This is a genomic window from Thermaerobacter composti (assembly GCF_033582035.1).
Lineage (GTDB): Bacteria > Bacillota > Sulfobacillia > Thermaerobacterales > Thermaerobacteraceae > Thermaerobacter > Thermaerobacter composti.
Genome location: NZ_CP132508.1, coordinates 2,653,124 through 2,669,253, shown reverse-complemented (window position 1 = coordinate 2,669,253; position 16,130 = coordinate 2,653,124). Strand labels below are relative to the sequence as shown.

Below are 16,130 nucleotides of genomic sequence, written 5' to 3'. Positions count from 1 at the left end.
GTTGCCGGAGCCCGGCGGGGCGAGGTGGGGCCGGAGCCCGCCGCGCGTTGCGATTGCGATTGCGTCGGGCCCGGCCTGCGTCGGACCCGGCCGGGCCGGTGCGGCCGTTTGACGGCCCGCACGGTGACGGCTATAATGGCCGATGCAGCCGGCCCGACGCGGCGGCCTGCGGGCGCGTAGCTCAGCGGTTAGAGCGCTTGACTCACATTCAAGAGGTCGGAGGTTCGAGTCCTCCCGCGCCCACAGCAAATAGCCCAAAAGAGCCCAGGCGCGACAAGCGTTTCCGGGCATCGTGGCAGACGAGCAAAGGCGCCGCGGTGAGGCATCTGACAGGAACGTGACAGGAACCGCGGTGAAAGCAATATCGGGGCGGTCACATGGCCGCCCCTTTTGTCTACCCAGCGTTAGTAGAACGAGGCCTAATGGCCTAATGAAAGAGTCCATGAGTAACCCCCGGCTACATCTAGGGCGGGAGCTACCGGCTGCGGGAAAAGCGCCGGTCGGAGCCACTGAAGCAGTGCCCTAAACCCGAGGAGGATGATTGAACCAGGACGAGACGTGGCAGTATGCGGCTCGGGTGTCGGACCGCCAAGGGTGTCCGCTGCGATCTTCGTGTCTGCCGCCCCGATCCGAACGGCGCTTTGTTCAACTATCCGTCTATGAACGGGAATTCCAGCAGGCCGAGATGCGGTTGCGGACGGCCCGGTATCACCGGTTGGCGCGAAGGCGCCGCACCGTCGAAGGAGTCTTTGCGGCTAGAGTCCCGGGTAGTGGTGGAAAAGTTCAGGGCCGAACCGACCGGCCCTGGTGACCCTTGACAAAAGAGGTCACCGGTGGTTCCCCTTCGGGTTGGACAAGCACCTGATCGAAGGGAGGGCACGCACCGGTGACCGCTGACTTCAGGATGGCACTTCTCGAGCTTTTGCGCAAACACCAGGGGGAGCCGGAAGCCGATGCCCTGCGGGAAGGATTGCGCTGGCTGGCCCAGCAGCTCATGGAGCTCGAGGTAAGCGAGCAAATCGGGGCCGGACGGTACGAGCGGACTGCGGCACGGAAGACCCAGCGCAACGGGTATCGCCTTCGGCCCTGGGAGACCCGTCTAGGCTCCATCGAGCTGAAGATCCCCAAGCTCCGCAAGGGGTCCTACTTCCCCAGTCTGCTGGAGCGGCGCCGGCGGGCGGAACGGGCCCTGGTCGCGGTGGTACAGGAGGCCTATGTCCAGGGCGTCAGCACCCGGAAGGTCGACGAGCTGGTGCGGGCCCTGGGGCTGGATGGGGTCAGCAAGAGCGAGGTCTCTCGGCTCTGTGCCGAACTGGACGAGCGGATGGAGCGCTTTCGCAACCGCCCGTTGGAAGGCGAATACCCCTACCTCTGGCTCGACGCCAAGGCCATCAAGGTCCGCCAGGACGGCCGGGTGGTGAACATGGCCGCCGTCGTGGCCGTTGGGGTGAAGGCGAGCGGCGAGCGAGAGGTGCTGGGCTTCGACGTGGGGGCGGCGGAGACATATGAGTTCTGGCAAACGTTTCTGCGCAGCCTGGTGGCGCGGGGGCTGCGGGGCGTGCGGCTGGTCATCTCCGACGCCCACGAGGGCCTGCAGCGGGCCATTCCCGAGGTGCTGACGGGGGCGAGCTGGCAACGGTGCCGGGTCCACTTCATGCGCAACCTCCTGGCCCGGGTCCCCAAGCACGCCCAGCCGCAGGTGGCCGCCCAGGTCCGCAGCCTCTTCGCCCAGCCGGACGCGGTCACGGCTCGGCAGCGGCTCCAGCAGGTGGCCGACGAGCTTGGCTCCCGGTACCCTCAGGTGGCGGCCTTCTTGCGGGATGCCGAGGACGACGTGTTGGCCTACATGGCCTTCCCGGCGGAACACTGGCGACGGATCCACTCGACCAATGTCCTGGAACGCCTGAACCGGGAACTGGCGCGACGGTGTGATGTCGTGGGGATCTTCCCGAACGTGGCTGCCGCGTTGCGACTCCTGGGCGCCGTCCTCGAAGAGCAGCACGACGAGTGGATCGCCTCCCGAAAGTGCTTCAGTCCCGAATCGATGGCAAAGCTTGCGCCAACGCCGGACCCGTCTGCGGAAAGGGACAACCTGGAGGAGGTGGTGCAGGGTTCCTGACATCAACCAACCCGAAGAGGAGCGAAATTCCACCACTTGTCGGCATGATGGAGTCAAGCCCCCGCCGGGCGGCCAGGAAGGGCCGCAGGCGGCGACTAATCTCCGTCCCCAAGAGGCGGGCGGAGGCGGTCGCGGAGCGCAGAGCAGAGGGCGCGCCGTGTCCCGTCATGGGCTTGGAGCCCGACCTTCTTGTCTGGTCGGCCCCCTCTGCGCATCGCCCGCATGGGCACCGGAGGCGTCCGGTCAGCCCGGAGAAGTGAATGCATGCGCACGCGGTCGAAGGAAAAACCGCCGTCTGCGCTCCGAGAATCACCCGGGCGGGAGGGGGTTCCCATGCCGCGCTACATCGGGCTTGATGTGCACAAGCGCTACGTGCACGCCTGCGAGTTCCGGCCCGATCGGCCCGAAGGGCCGCAAGAAAGGCATTTCCGGTTCCCCAACACGCCCGAGGCGTGGACGGCCTTGGTGGCCGAACTGGACCGCGAAGCGGTCGTCGCCCTCGAGGTCACCGGAAATGCCTTTGAGATCTACGATACCCTGGCGCCCCACGCTGGTAAAGTCCTGGTGGCCAACGCCGTGGAGCTGAAGCGCCTGGGTTCAGGGCGGCACACAGACCGCGTGGACGCCGCGCGGCTGGCTAAGATGGCGGCGCTGGGCATCGTACCTACCGTATGGGTTCCGCCCCAGCCCCTGCGGCAGGTGCGCCGGCTGCTGAAGACACGGGAACGACTGGACAGCCAGCGCCGGGCCCTGCTCAACCAGGCGCGGGCTGCCTTGAGCCGCCACGGGATCGCTGTCCCCCGGGGTGCCGACCCCGCGGTCCTCCTGGAGCGTATGGAGGGCGTACCGCTGCCGCCGGGCGAACGGCTGGCGGTGCAGGTCACGCTGGAGGCCGCACAGGTGCTGGAGGCGCAGGTGGAGGTGCTCACGGCGGAGATCGCCCGGCAGGTCGCGGAGGTGCCCGAGGTCCGGCTGCTGCTGACCGTCACGGGCGTGGGGCTGTTGACGGCGGCCACCGTCTGGGCCAAGTTGGGCGATCCCGGGCGGTTTCGTGGTCCCAAGCAGGTGGCGCGGTACGCGGGGCTCGACCCCTCGGTCGACCAATCGGGGGAACGGGACCGGCGAGGGCGCATCAGCCGCCACGGGGATCGGCTGCTGCGGCGGGCGCTTGTGGAGGCGGCTTGGAGCGTGGCCCGGCATGACCAGGGGGAGCTGGGCCGGTTCTACCGCCGCCTCGCAGCGAAGAAAGGGACCAAGAAGGCCCTTGTGGCGCTGGCACGCAAGCTCTTGATCGTGGCGTGGCGGATGCTGCAGACGGGCGAGCCATACCGGGCGCAAAAGCCGGCCACAGTGCAACGCAAGCTGGTTGGCCTGCAGCGACTCGTGCGCCGTCGACCTGCCGATGGGGAGGTGATCCGCCGGGCGATGCTTCGTAGCTGGGCTGAGGCAGGTCAGGGCACAGCCTTGCGCTCAGGAGAGAAGCTGCAGCGAGCTTCCTGAGTAGGGGTTCCGCCCGGCGAGGGCTTGACGTCCATCAGAAGTGACGGGACGAAGATGAAGGCCAACGCCTCGCTGGCGGCCAACCGAACGTATGATGTGATTCGCCAGGAAGTGGAGAAGATGCTCCGGGAGGCGGAGGCCACAGACCGGGAAGAAGATGTACGGCCCCGGGCGCCGTGGGGATGAGTTGCCGGAGGAACTGCGCTCCCGCCAGAGCCGGCTGGAGCGGCTGAAGGCATGCAAGCGGCGGCTGGAGGACGAGGCGGCCCGGGAAGCGGCTCGGCTGCAGGCACGCATCGAGGAGCGGAAGGCGCAGGAGCAGGCGACTGGCAAGAAGCGGCGGGGGCGGAAGCCGAAGGCGCCGGATGCCTCGGTGGATCCGGCGGCCAAGGCCAACGTGACGGATCCGGACAGCCGGATCCTCAAGACCCGGCAGGGCTTTGTGCAAGGGTACAACGCCCAGGCGGTGGTGACCGAAGACCAGCTCATCGTGGCCGCGGCGGTGACGCAGGACGCCAACGACGTGGGCCAACTCCACCCGATGCTCCAGCAGGCGCAAGCCAACCTGCGGGCAGCAGGAGTGGACAAACCCATCCGGGCCGTGGTGGCCGACGCGGGGTCCTGGAGCGAGGCGAACGTCAGACAGGCGCCGGTCGAGGGGCCGGAACTTTTCCTGGCGACGAGTAAAGAGTGGAAGCAGCGCCAAGCCTGGAAGGATGCACCCCCTCCGCGGGGCCGGATCCCCAAAGGGCTGAGCCTGCGGGAGCGGATGGAACGCAAGCTGCGGACCCGGCGAGGACAGGCGATCTACGCCAAGCGCAGCCAGACCGTGGAGCCGGTGTTCGGGCAGATCAAGACCGTGCGAGGCGTCGACCGGTTCCTCCGTCGGGGTCTGGCGGCGTGTGACAGCGAGTGGAAGCTGCTCTGCCTGACCCATAACTTGCTGAAGCTCTGGCGGAAGGTAACGAAGGGGTCCGCATCCTCACCCTTTGGTTGGATGGCGGCCGCGTTGGCGTAGAAGGGTAACGACCGGGCCGGGTCAAGTCCCGAACTGTCTGTAAAAGCGGTCTGGGTCATGCCACGGTGGCAGCGGGTGAAACCTCTTTCTGCGCCGCTCTTTGCCGTTGCCGGTCCTCGATGTAGCGCTGCAGCTGCTTTCGTTCGTGCTCGCTGAACTGCACCCGCCGCCAGCGCTCACTCGCCCGCCACAGCACGGCGAAGACCAGCTTCAGGCACTCCCGCTCGCTCCGAAACCGCGGGATCACCTTGGCGCGCCGCCGCTCCTCCTCGAAGCTGCGCTCCACCAGGTTGGTGGTCCGGACATGCTTGCGGTGGGCGGCGGGTAGCCGCAGGTGCGCCAGGCTCGCTTCCAGGTCCTCCTGCAGGCTCCGCATGGCCGAGGGATACTCCCGCCCGAACCGCTCCACCACCTCGGCCACCAGCCGCCGGCCCTGCTCGATATCCGGTGCGTCCCGGATCGCCTCCAGGTAGGGCTTGAGCACGGGCCGCGCCTCCTCCGGCACCTTGTCCAGCACGTTCCGCATCTTGTGCACCCAGCAGCGGATGCGCTCCGCCTCCGGCCACATGGCTTCCACCGCCTGGATCAGCCCCGGCGCCCCGTCCGTCGTCACCGTCCGCGGCGTCTTCAGCCCCCGGCGCACCAGATCCCGGAAGTGCTCCAGCCAGTCCTCGTAGCGCTCCTTGTTGCCCAGGCTCAGGTGCACCAGCACCTTGCTGCCGTCGCTCAAGATGGCCCAGGTGACCAGGATGCCCTCACGGCAGCCCGCCTGCCGGCGCAGCGACTCGTCGATGGCGTCGGCGAACAGGTACACCACGTCGAGGCCCGACAGGTCCCGCTGGGCAAAGGCCTCGAACTCCTCGTGGAGCGCCTCGGTGATCCGGCTCACGGTGGACCGGGTCAAAAGCGGCGCCTCGCTGCCCGCCAGCTCCGCCAGCGCATCCTCGATGTCCCGAGTCGAAAGTCCCCGGGCGTACATCTCCACCACCAGGCGCTCCAGCACGTCCGTCCGCCGCTTGAGGGCCCTCCACAGCGTGGGCTGGCACAGTCCCACCATGCCCCGCACCTGGGGGACGTCGATCTCGAGGCGCCCCTCGGCGCAACGCAGCGTCCGCGGCTTGTAGCCGTTGCGGGCGCCTTCCTGGCCAGGCTCGCGCCGCTCGTAGCGTCCGCGCCCCTAAAGCTCCGTGACCTCTGCCTCCAGCAGCTCCTGGATGAGCTTGCGGGCGCCCAGGCGGACGAGGGCATGGGTCAGGTCCTCGACCTCCGTACCCTCCCGGGCCTGCGCGGCCAGCTGCGGGCCAGCCGTGTCAAGTCAGCTAAAAATGTTACCCACCGGGTCCTGATCACTCACGTAAGGATGTTACCGAACACCTCAATCGGCGGACATGGCCGTTTCCGGGGGTTGCTGGAGGCCAGCGATCAGGTCGTCCAGCTCCCGATGGAGCTTTAGGGGGTTGAGAGACTGGCGAAGGGCCAGCCAGCGCGCCCGTTCCTCGGGCGAGAGCACGTCGCGCTCGAGGATGCGATCCAGCGGGGGCCGGGCGGCGTCGTAGGATTTGCGCACCCGGGCGCCGTCCCGGACCTTGTTCTTGAGTTTCCGGGTTGGGAGGAACAGGTTGGCGTAGAGGTCCAAGCGGGCGTAGAGCCGGTTGAGCTGTTCGACCTGCTCGGGGCGGTCGTAGCGGGCATAGCCGACGATCTCCCGGACCAGCTGGCGGTTGCGCTGCTCGACGTGGGCGTTGTCGTTCTTGCGATAGGGGCGGCTGCGGGTGAACGTCAGGTGGTGTACCTTGGCGTACCGCTGCAGGTGATGGTTGACGAACTCGGCACCGTTGTCGGTGTGCAGGCCCCAGACGGGATAGGGCCATTGGGCGATCAGGTCCTGGATGGCTTCGTGGACGGCGCGCTGGCTTCGGCCGAGCAAGGCGCGGCGGCGGCTCCAGCCCGTCACGATGTCGACCATGCTGAGGGTGTACGCGTACTGGCCGGCGGTCGAGCCGCCGTTATGTTCGACCAGATCGACCTCCAAGGCCCCGGGCCGGGCTTCGTCCCAGTCGTAGGTGGCCATGGGGATCTGGCTTTGCAGAAGCCCCGGTCGCGGACGAGGAAGCCGACGGCGCGGCTTGGGCGAGGGCATCGCAGCGAGGCGGCGGGCCAGGGTGGCGCGGCTGATCTTCTGGAGGGCCTCGCGCACGGCGTCTGTGAGGACGACTTCCCCGTGGGCGGCCAGGTGCTCGGCCATGGGCAAGAGCACCGGGTGAAGCCGTTCGGCGCAAGGGTAGTCCAGTGCTTCCCAGATCCGTGCGATGACCGGCAAGGCCTCGAGGTAGCGCAGGGCCCGCTTGCGACGGCGCTTGGCCGGGGCCGGCGGCGTGGCCTGTCGGAGGACCCGGATCGCGTACTTGCGGTGATACCCACAGACTTGCTGGACTTCGTTCAGGATCTCGGTTCGTTCCCGGCGGGTTCGGGCCGCCCAATACCGTTCTCGCATGGTGGCGAGATACTCCCGGCGGCTGGCGAGCGACATTGGCACAGCACGTCCCTTCGGTAAGATTTCTCCGTGAGTGATCCGGGACCCCTTCGGTTACATTTTGGCTGAGTGATTGCGCGCCATTGACGCCAAGGACCGCAGGTGGCTACGATATGATTAAACGATTGTGAAAGTGTTAAATGAGGGGGAACCACCCGGTGACCACAGCGCGGGAAGGAGCCCGCAATGACGTGTGCTCGAGCTTCGACCCCAACGGCGAGCGCGTCACTGCCCTGCGCGAGCGACTCGTGGAAGTGGCGGGTCTGTCCGAGTTGTTCCGGGCCCTGGCCGACGAGACGCGGACCAAGATCCTCTACCTGCTGGCGGACGAGGAACTCTGCGTCTGTGACCTGGCGGCCATCCTCGACCTCAGCCTGCCCGCCGTCTCCCATCACCTGCGCTTGCTGAAGACCATGCGCCTGGTGAAGTACCGGCGGGAGGGCAAGAACGTCTACTATTCCCTGGCCGACGAGCACGTCTTGCGGCTTATCCAGGTGGCCCAGGAGCATTACGAAGAAGAACGCTGACCCGCGCTACTGAGCGTGCTGGAGGGATTGCGGGTGAGCACGGACACACGGCGAGAACGCATGCAAAGCTATGTCCTGGAGGGCATGGACTGCGCCAGCTGCGCGCAGCGGATCGAGGATGCCCTGCGCCGCGAGCCGGGCCTGGAAGAAGCCACCGTGAGCTTCGCCACGGGGTCCGTCCTCCTGCCCCCGGAGCGGGTCGAGCGCGCCCGGGAGATCATCGCCCGCGTCGAACCGGGGGTCCGGCTCGTCCCGCCGCGTCAGGATACCGGGGCTGCCGCCCGGAACGGGACTCTTCAGGAGAGCGTTCTTCCCCACGGGCCGCACCCGGCGCCGGGCGCGGCGGCCCATCCCGCGGGGGAAGCCGTGGCAAGGGCCACCGGGGAGGCGGTGGCGCCTGGTTCTTCCGCCAAGGAAAGGACGGGCGCGACGGGCCAGGCGGAGCGGCCGGCTGAAGAGGAGGAACGTCACTCCACCTACCGCCGCCTGGCGGCCATCGGCCTGGCCACCCTGGCATTCCTGGCGGCGACCTTCCTCCACCCCCGGCTGGAGGGCACGTCCCTCGCCCTGGCGGTGGACGCCGCCTTGCTGGCCGTTTACGTGTGGGTCGGCCACGGCGTGATCGGGGCCGCCCTGCGCAACGCGCGGCGCGGGCAGTTCTTCGACGAGAACTTCCTGATGACCCTGGCCACCGCGGGCGCCATCGCCATCCACGAGCTGCCCGAGGCGGTGGCGGTCATGCTGTTCTACACCGTCGGCGAGTTCTTCCAGGACCTGGCCGTGCAGCGCTCCCGGCGCTCCATCCGGGCCCTGATGGACCTCCGGCCCGACTACGCCCACGTGCGGCGGAACGGCGAGATCTTGCGCGTCCCGCCCGAGGCGGTGGCCGTGGGCGAGGAAATCGTGGTCCGGCCCGGCGAGCGCATCCCCCTGGACGGGGAAGTGGTGGAGGGCTCGTCCTTCGCGGACACCTCCGCCCTCACGGGAGAATCGGTACCCCGGCGGGTGGAACCCGGCGACGAAGTGATGGCGGGCATGGTCAACACCCGGGGCCTGCTCACCGTGCGGGTCAGCCGGCCCTTCGGCGAGTCGTCGGTGGCCAAGATCCTTCGGCTGGTGGAGACGGCGGCCGCCCGCAAGGCGCCCACGGAGCGGTTCATCACCACCTTCTCGCGCTATTACACGCCGGCGGTCGTGGCGGCGGCCCTGGCCGTCGCGGTGATCCCCCCGCTGGTGGTGCCCGGGGCGGCGTTCGGCGACTGGCTCCGGCGGGCGCTGGTCCTGCTGGTGATCTCGTGTCCGTGCGCGCTGGTGATCTCGATCCCGCTGGGTTACTTCGGCGGCCTGGGCGGCGCCTCGCGGCGGGGCGTGCTGGTCAAGGGCTCCAACTACCTGGACGCCCTGACGCGCCTGGACACCGTGGTCTGGGACAAGACGGGCACGCTGACGCGGGGCGTCTTCAAGGTGGTGGAGGTCACGCCCTTCAACGGGTTCTCCCGCGACCGGGTCCTGGAGCTGGCCGCCCACGCCGAGGCCTTTTCCAGCCACCCCATCGCCGCCTCCATCGCCGAGGCCTACGGCCGGGCCGTAGAGCGGTCGCGCGTGGCGGGCTACGAAGAGGTCGCGGGCCACGGCGTGCGTGCCCGCGTGGACGGGCAACTGGTCGTTGCCGGCAACGACCGGCTCTTGCACCGTGAGGACATCCCCCACGAGACCTGCGAGGCCGAGGGCACGGTGGTCTACGTGGCGGTGGACGGCGTGCTGGCGGGACGCATCGTCATCGCCGACGAAATCAAGCCCGAGGCGGCGGCGGCCGTGCGCGCCCTGCGGGAACTGGGTGTCCGGCGCCAGGTCATGCTGACGGGGGACGACCGGTCCGTCGCCGAGAAGGTGGCCGCGGCCCTGGGCCTGGACGAGGTGCGCGCCAACCTGCTGCCCGAGGACAAGGTGGAGGCCGTGGAGCGGCTGGACGCCGAGCGGCGCCGCGAGGGACGAATCGGCGCCCTCGCCTTCGTCGGGGACGGCATCAACGACGCGCCGGTGCTGACCCGGGCGGACATCGGCGTGGCCATGGGCGGCCTCGGCTCCGACGCGGCCATCGAGGCGGCCGACGTGGTCATCATGGACGACAGCCCGGCCAGGCTGGCGACGGCCGTGTCCGTGGCCCGGGCCACGCGGCGCATCGTGAAGCAGAACATCGCCTTCGCCCTCGGGGTCAAGTTGATCTTCGTCCTCCTGGGGGCCGCCGGCGTGGCCTCCATGTGGGAGGCGGTCTTCGCCGACGTCGGCGTCTCCCTGCTGGCCATCCTCAACGCCACCCGCGTTCTCCGCGCGGGGTAGGACCTTCGGCCTTCGTATGCGGCCGCGGTGGACCGGCATTTCTATAGATGAGAATGCGGGGCCTTTGCCGCGGCGCGCGGCCGCCCGCCGGCGGCGCGCAGGGTGGAAGGAGGTGTGGAGGCGTGCGGCTGGAACACGTCAAGGCGGAACTGGAGCGCTGGGGCGAGGTGATCGTGACCCTTGCGTCCGGCCAGAAGTTCGAGTTGCACCTCGGGGACACCCAGTTTGACCTGCAGAACCGCCTGATCCGGATCACCGCGCCGGCGGCGCAGTTCGTCCTGGACGGCGACCAGATCGAGCACCTCGAGATGCATTTCAGCCATCCCATGTCGTGACCGAGGAGTGGCGGGTCGCGAGCCGCCCCGCCGGGCGCTGCGGCGCCACGGGGAACCGCCATCCTCTCCCGGGCGGCCGGGGACCAGGAGCCCCGGCCGCCTCTTCTTCTTCCCTTTCCCCCCATGATGTTCCCCGCGTGATTGGCCGTGTCACCTGTGATCGAAGTCAAGGCGCCAGCGATCAAGCCACTCTTCGCCGACGGTGGGGTTCCTCGAGGATGTCAGGCCAAAGGGCCTCGGCCACCGCATCCCAATCGACAACAGCCTGTGCCGCCTCCCTCAGGCGCCGCTGCTTTTGTGCCACGAGCTGCGGCTTCGCCGCCCGGTAAGGCTGGCCCGTAAGGAGCATGCGCCAGGCAACGATGAGGAGCTTGCGGGCCAAGGCCACGATGGCCTTGTGGCGCCCGATCTGACGCTGCTTCCGGTGGTAGAACGCACCCAGGGGGCCCTGATCGTGACGGGCGACGGAGTGAGCTGCTTCAACTAACGCGGTGCGGAGCAGTTTGCTGCCATTCCGGCTGATGCGCCCCCGGTGGTCCTGTTCACCGGATTGAAGGACGGACGCGTCCAGGCCGGCATACCGCGTCACCTGCTTGGCCGTTCGAAAGCGGCTCGGATCCCCAAGATACGCCCAGACGGTGGCCGCAGTGATGAGGCCCACCCCGGTGATCGTCAGCAGAAGCTGAACGCCCGGCTGGCCGGCCACCTGCCGCGCAATCTCCGCTTCCACGGCCTGGAGGTCGGCGTCCACAGCCTCCAGCTGCCGGAGCGTGTTGAGGAGAATGACGCGTTCGGCCTGCGGCAACTGGCTCAGGGCTTCTCGGTTCAGCCACTGCCGGGGGTCCACCTTCCGCGGGATGGGGAGCCCGTGTCGCTGGAACACGGACTTGGCCTGGGTCAGGTACCGCCGCCGGTTCCGGACCAACCGGTCCCGATATTGCAAAAGGCACCGGACGTCGCGGACCTCCCGCGGTGGCACCCACACGGCCGGCACCATCCCCAGGGCCAGCATCTTGGCCAGCCGTTCGGCATCCACGCGATCCGTGTGCCGACCTGCTCCCAAGCGCTTCAGCTCCAGGGGGTTGGCCAGCAGGACCTTACCGGCGTACGACGAAAGCAAGTCGTGCACGTTGAAGGCGTTTCCGGTGACCTCGAGGGCGATCTCGTCATCAGCACGCAGTTGCTCAACGAAGGTCGCCCACCCGGCTTCCGAATTGGGGAACCGGAAATGCCTTCCCTTTTGCGCGTCCACCTGCCATTCGCAGCCGTGGACGTACCGTTTGTGAAGGTCCAGCCCGAAATACCGTGGCACGGCGTTGCTCCCCCTCTCCCGGGCTCTTGGGGCGCAGACGGCAATCGCAGCGCACTCACCTGTCCGGGCTATCGGCCGAAGCCGCGCCCATGTAGGCGGTTCGCAGGAGGGGGCCGACCAGACAACTCACCGAGCTCGAAGCCCACGACACGGCGCGGCCGTCCCTCCTGCCTGCGCCCCGCCAAACGGCCGCCTACGGGTCTGCACAGACCCTTACCGAGGCGGCCACGCTTGTCCTGCCGCCCGCTGGGGGCTTGTACTTCGATCATGCCGACAACTCAGCTAAAAATGTTACCCATCGGGTCCTGATCACTCACGTAAGGATGTTACCGAACACCTCAATCGGCGGACATGGCCGTTTCCGGGGGTTGCTGGAGGCCAGCGATCAGGTCGTCCAGCTCCCGATGGAGCTTTAGGGGGTTGAGAGACTGGCGAAGGGCCAGCCAGCGCGCCCGTTCCTCGGGCGAGAGCACGTCGCGCTCGAGGATGCGATCCAGCGGGGGCCGGGCGGCGTCGTAGGATTTGCGCACCCGGGCGCCGTCCCGGACCTTGTTCTTGAGTTTCCGGGTTGGGAGGAACAGGTTGGCGTAGAGGTCCAAGCGGGCGTAGAGCCGGTTGAGCTGTTCGACCTGCTCGGGGCGGTCGTAGCGGGCATAGCCGACGATCTCCCGGACCAGCTGGCGGTTGCGCTGCTCGACGTGGGCGTTGTCGTTCTTGCGATAGGGGCGGCTGCGGGTGAACGTCAGGTGGTGTACCTTGGCGTACCGCTGCAGGTGATGGTTGACGAACTCGGCACCGTTGTCGGTGTGCAGGCCCCAGACGGGATAGGGCCATTGGGCGATCAGGTCCTGGATGGCTTCGTGGACGGCGCGCTGGCTTCGGCCGAGCAAGGCGCGGCGGCGGCTCCAGCCCGTCACGATGTCGACCATGCTGAGGGTGTACGCGTACTGGCCGGCGGTCGAGCCGCCGTTATGTTCGACCAGATCGACCTCCAAGGCCCCGGGCCGGGCTTCGTCCCAGTCGTAGGTGGCCATGGGGATCTGGCTTTGCAGAAGCCCCGGTCGCGGACGAGGAAGCCGACGGCGCGGCTTGGGCGAGGGCATCGCAGCGAGGCGGCGGGCCAGGGTGGCGCGGCTGATCTTCTGGAGGGCCTCGCGCACGGCGTCTGTGAGGACGACTTCCCCGTGGGCGGCCAGGTGCTCGGCCATGGGCAAGAGCACCGGGTGAAGCCGTTCGGCGCAAGGGTAGTCCAGTGCTTCCCAGATCCGTGCGATGACCGGCAAGGCCTCGAGGTAGCGCAGGGCCCGCTTGCGACGGCGCTTGGCCGGGGCCGGCGGCGTGGCCTGTCGGAGGACCCGGATCGCGTACTTGCGGTGATACCCACAGACTTGCTGGACTTCGTTCAGGATCTCGGTTCGTTCCCGGCGGGTTCGGGCCGCCCAATACCGTTCTCGCATGGTGGCGAGATACTCCCGGCGGCTGGCGAGCGACATTGGCACAGCACGTCCCTTCGGTAAGATTTCTCCGTGAGTGATCCGGGACCCCCTTCGGTTACATTTTGGCTGAGTGATTGCGCCAGCTCCGCCAACTGCTGGCTGGGTGGTATCCTGGACATCGGTCTGGGTCCTCCTCGGTATGCCCCAGCTGGGACGAGTTTTCCGACGCCATCGATGGTAGCCCAGACCGCTTCGTGTTTACAGACAGTTTAGGACGTCACCACAGTGGAAACGCGCTAGCCATCGTATCGCTGATATGAACGAGGCCGTCAAGCCCCGTCCGCAACAGCTGCGGTAGTCGGGTGAGTCCCGGGTATGCTTCCGACGGTTGGCACGCTGATATCCGCGGGTTGGTTACCGCATCCCACGCCATCCGTCGGGGGCTGCCTCAGACTAGGAGCACGGGTCGACGAGGCCGTGCCTGCCGCATAGCGACCGTCGAGGGTTCCCCCGTACCGGTCCCGGAATTCAACCCGCCTACCGCAAAACTGCCTTCACCCCCACTCCTTACGCTGGTAGACCCTCACGCAACGGTCTGGTCGTCCTGCTGCTGCCTCTCTACCCAACAAGCAATCGCCCACATGAAGCCCAGCAATTCGCGAGCGACGGCGGTCACCGCGACGGCGTGCGGCTTGCCCCGCGCGATCATGCGCCGGTAGCGGCGGCACAGGCGCTCCTGCGCCTTCCACGCCATCCGCTGCACCTCTGGCGGTTGCCCCTCGTAGCGCTGCCGAATCTTCGCCTTGAGCGCCGGCGGGTGGCGGTAGGACCACGCCGCCTCCACCAGCACCCGGCGCAGGTGCGCGTTGCCCGTCTTGGTGATCGCACCGCGCCTGCGGCGTGCCCCGCTGGAATACTCGCTGGGCACGATCCCCGCGTACGCCATCAACTGCCGCGCCCGGGCAAAGCGTAAGAACGACCCGACCTCGGCCACCGCCGTCACCGCCACCACCTCGCCCACCCCGCGCAACGCCTGCAGAGCCTGAATCACCGGCGCGTGCACGCTGGCCGTGGCCTGCTCGTGGATCTCCGCTTCCAGGCGCTTAAGGCGCTCCTCGATCTCATCGATGGCGTGGACGTACTCCCGCAACACCCGCTGCAGGACCGGTTGCCCCAGCTCCAGCCCCTCCAGCCACTCCCGATACCGGCCCGACCACCGGCGCACCCCCTGCGGCGGCCGGATCCCGTGCCGGAGCAAGAACTTGCTCAGCCGGTGGCGTGCACGCAAAAGGTCCTGCTTGGCATCCTCCCGCGCCCGCACCAGGTCGCGCAGCGCCTCGTCCTCCTCGCCGGGCACCCACACCGGAGCCAGTTCGCCGGCCCGCAGCAGCTCCGCCAGACGCACAGCATCCCGGCGGTCGGTCTTGACCCGGTCCCCGGGGCGCGTGGGCGTCAGCGCCGGGGCCACCACGATGCACTCGATCCCCAGGGAGGCCAGCAAGCGCTGGAGCCCGTATCCGGTGGGCCCTGCCTCGTAGCAGACCAAGAGCCGCTCCTTGGGCCCCAGCTGCTCCATCAACCTGCGCACGGCTTCCGGGCGGTGCGGGATGGTACCCCAGTACCGCCCGCGACCGCCCTCGCGGTCCGCCACTCCGACCGCGATCGTGTCCCGGTGGACGTCCAGACCCACGAATTTCGTGATATTCTTCATACCACCGGCCCCTTTCGCATGTGGCTCTGCGCCTGGGACGCAGGCACGTCCAGCGTAACCCACGCACCTGCGAAACGGGGCCGGCCTCGTTCATTGTGACTAGCCCTCAAGATACCAAGCGAAATAGTTCAGCATCGTCTTCAGACAATGCCTCTTCAGGCAGCGAAGCCTTTTGTCTCAGTGCGGCAATGCGAGGGAAGGCGGTGCCAACCTCACTTCGGAAGCTCCCCTTTCCTTAATTGCACCTTGGCCGCCGGGCCTAACTGCCTCAACAGGGCCGGAGGGAGCGCCGTCAAGTCTGGTCCGTAAGCATCCACAGAGCGCCCAGGAGGAGTCGCGCCGCGGTTAACAACGCCTCGGGTTCGACCACGCCGGGAACGTCGGAAGGAAGATGGCTCCGGTCGCCGCCCGTGGCAATACCCACGGCGGGAAAGCCCGCCGCTGCAAAGGCACGGTTGTCGGAGGCCACAGGACCGAGCTGCAGGGGAATGTCCAGCGCCCGCCCGGCCCGGTCCAGGGCAGCCAGGAGGGGGTCTGCACCTGGACCGCCTTCCACCCAGACCGCGTCGCGGAGGCGGGCCACGGTGTCTACGTTGATCACCTGGACCAGACATCCCGGCCGTACCGGGGCCGACCGAGCCAGCATACGGGCAAGACTCCGGCTGCCCCGGGCGCCCAGTTCCTCCGCATCAAAGAAGACAAAGGCCAGTTGAAGGCCGTCGGGACGGCCGACCCGGGCCAGGATCCGCGCAACCTCTAAAACCACTGCCACGCCGGTGGCATTGTCGGACGCCCCCGGGAAGCGGGTCCCGTCCGTGTCATCCCCGACGCCGTCGTAGTGGGCACCGATCAGGACGAGTGCCTCCCCGATGGCACCAGGGAACCGGGCGAGGATGTTGGCCCCACGAACAACTTGCTCCGTGCTCCCCGGGAGGGCGACCTCCAGCATCCCGCCGGTTAAGTGCTGTGCCAGGTCGGCACGCACTGTAAGAACCGGCAACGGGAGAACTGGGCCCGTGGAAACATGCTTAGCGAGCCATCCATCGGGACCGGCGCGGCGAGGCACCACAACCCCGAGGGCACCCTCGGCGGCAAGGGTGGCGAGCAGCTCACCGCGCCGCACCTCTCCGCCCGACAGCAGAACCCATGCATCACGTGGGACAGTACGACCATCCCAGACCTTGAGCGGGCCACGGGCAGGCGCGGGAACCGGAGCGGAGCGCGGGTGCTCGGTGAAGTCGACCCAGCGTCGCAGTGACCTAGCTGGCCCTTTCAAGAGGGTCCACACGACAGTCGCCG

Annotated in this window: 13 protein-coding genes, 1 tRNA gene and 1 pseudogene; 9 read left to right on the top strand and 6 right to left on the bottom strand. The window is 68.1% G+C overall.

From position 1 onward, the window contains the following. Positions 1-170: 170 nt before the first annotated feature. The 6 genes from Q5761_RS10810 to Q5761_RS10790 all read left to right on the top strand — a co-directional run bounded on the left by Q5761_RS10810 (position 171) and on the right by Q5761_RS10790 (position 4,637). Positions 171-243: transfer RNA gene (locus Q5761_RS10810), tRNA-Val, on the top strand. A 334-nt stretch (positions 244-577) separates the two neighbouring features. After that, positions 578-811, top strand: coding sequence for a transposase (locus Q5761_RS12470; protein ID WP_413084603.1), 234 nt, complete (start codon positions 578-580; stop codon positions 809-811). A 75-nt stretch (positions 812-886) separates the two neighbouring features. After that, positions 887-2,119, top strand: coding sequence for an IS256 family transposase (locus Q5761_RS10805; RefSeq protein WP_318750610.1), 1,233 nt, complete (start codon positions 887-889; stop codon positions 2,117-2,119). Positions 2,120-2,452: 333 nt separating this feature from the next. Next, a complete protein-coding gene (locus Q5761_RS10800) occupies positions 2,453-3,619 on the top strand; it encodes an IS110 family transposase (RefSeq protein WP_318750609.1) in 1,167 nt (388 codons plus the stop codon). Positions 3,620-3,643: 24 nt separating this feature from the next. Then, the gene (locus Q5761_RS10795; protein WP_318750608.1) at positions 3,644-3,805 is read left to right on the top strand and encodes a hypothetical protein; all 162 of its coding nucleotides are present in this window, start codon (positions 3,644-3,646) and stop codon (positions 3,803-3,805) included. A gap of 1 nt (position 3,806) precedes the next feature. Continuing rightward, positions 3,807-4,637 (top strand): transposase, encoded by an 831-nt coding sequence (locus Q5761_RS10790; RefSeq protein WP_318750607.1) that lies wholly within the window; start codon positions 3,807-3,809, stop codon positions 4,635-4,637. Positions 4,638-4,692: 55 nt separating this feature from the next. Here Q5761_RS10790 and Q5761_RS10785 read toward each other — a convergent pair. After that, a pseudogene (locus Q5761_RS10785) lies at positions 4,693-5,799 on the bottom strand (IS256 family transposase); the annotation flags it as partial. 213 nt (positions 5,800-6,012) lie between these two features. Further along, positions 6,013-7,131: a transposase gene (locus Q5761_RS10780; protein ID WP_318750605.1), complete on the bottom strand. Its 1,119-nt coding sequence runs from the start codon at positions 7,129-7,131 to the stop codon at positions 6,013-6,015. 197 nt (positions 7,132-7,328) lie between these two features. Between Q5761_RS10780 and Q5761_RS10775 the strand changes: the two genes are divergently transcribed. The 3 genes from Q5761_RS10775 to Q5761_RS10765 all read left to right on the top strand — a co-directional run bounded on the left by Q5761_RS10775 (position 7,329) and on the right by Q5761_RS10765 (position 10,372). Next, positions 7,329-7,697, top strand: a complete 369-nt coding sequence (locus Q5761_RS10775; RefSeq protein ID WP_135224368.1) for an ArsR/SmtB family transcription factor — start codon at positions 7,329-7,331, stop codon at positions 7,695-7,697. A gap of 33 nt (positions 7,698-7,730) precedes the next feature. Next, a complete protein-coding gene (locus Q5761_RS10770) occupies positions 7,731-10,037 on the top strand; it encodes a heavy metal translocating P-type ATPase (RefSeq protein WP_135224367.1) in 2,307 nt (768 codons plus the stop codon). Positions 10,038-10,159: 122 nt separating this feature from the next. Continuing rightward, on the top strand, positions 10,160-10,372 hold the full coding sequence (locus Q5761_RS10765; RefSeq protein WP_318750606.1) for a hypothetical protein: 213 nt from the start codon (positions 10,160-10,162) through the stop codon (positions 10,370-10,372). A gap of 181 nt (positions 10,373-10,553) precedes the next feature. Here the strand turns inward: Q5761_RS10765 and Q5761_RS10760 are convergent, their stop codons facing one another. The 4 genes from Q5761_RS10760 to Q5761_RS10745 form a co-directional block, all read right to left on the bottom strand. After that, positions 10,554-11,684: an IS110 family transposase gene (locus Q5761_RS10760; protein ID WP_135224365.1), complete on the bottom strand. Its 1,131-nt coding sequence runs from the start codon at positions 11,682-11,684 to the stop codon at positions 10,554-10,556. A gap of 338 nt (positions 11,685-12,022) precedes the next feature. Beyond that, the gene (locus Q5761_RS10755) at positions 12,023-13,141 is read right to left on the bottom strand and encodes a transposase (RefSeq protein ID WP_318750605.1); all 1,119 of its coding nucleotides are present in this window, start codon (positions 13,139-13,141) and stop codon (positions 12,023-12,025) included. Between the two features lie 562 nt (positions 13,142-13,703). Further along, positions 13,704-14,831: an IS110 family transposase gene (locus Q5761_RS10750; protein WP_318750604.1), complete on the bottom strand. Its 1,128-nt coding sequence runs from the start codon at positions 14,829-14,831 to the stop codon at positions 13,704-13,706. A 292-nt stretch (positions 14,832-15,123) separates the two neighbouring features. Then, the gene (locus Q5761_RS10745) at positions 15,124-15,831 is read right to left on the bottom strand and encodes a M28 family metallopeptidase (protein WP_318750603.1); all 708 of its coding nucleotides are present in this window, start codon (positions 15,829-15,831) and stop codon (positions 15,124-15,126) included. Positions 15,832-16,130: the final 299 nt, after the last annotated feature.

Coding starts and splice junctions, on each gene's coding strand:
- Q5761_RS10780 (WP_318750605.1), bottom strand. CDS start 7,131: ATGCGAGAACGGTATTGGGCGGCCCGAACCCGCCGGGAACGAACCGAG.
- Q5761_RS10755 (WP_318750605.1), bottom strand. CDS start 13,141: ATGCGAGAACGGTATTGGGCGGCCCGAACCCGCCGGGAACGAACCGAG.
- Q5761_RS10750 (WP_318750604.1), bottom strand. CDS start 14,831: ATGAAGAATATCACGAAATTCGTGGGTCTGGACGTCCACCGGGACACG.
- Q5761_RS10800 (WP_318750609.1), top strand. CDS start 2,453: ATGCCGCGCTACATCGGGCTTGATGTGCACAAGCGCTACGTGCACGCC.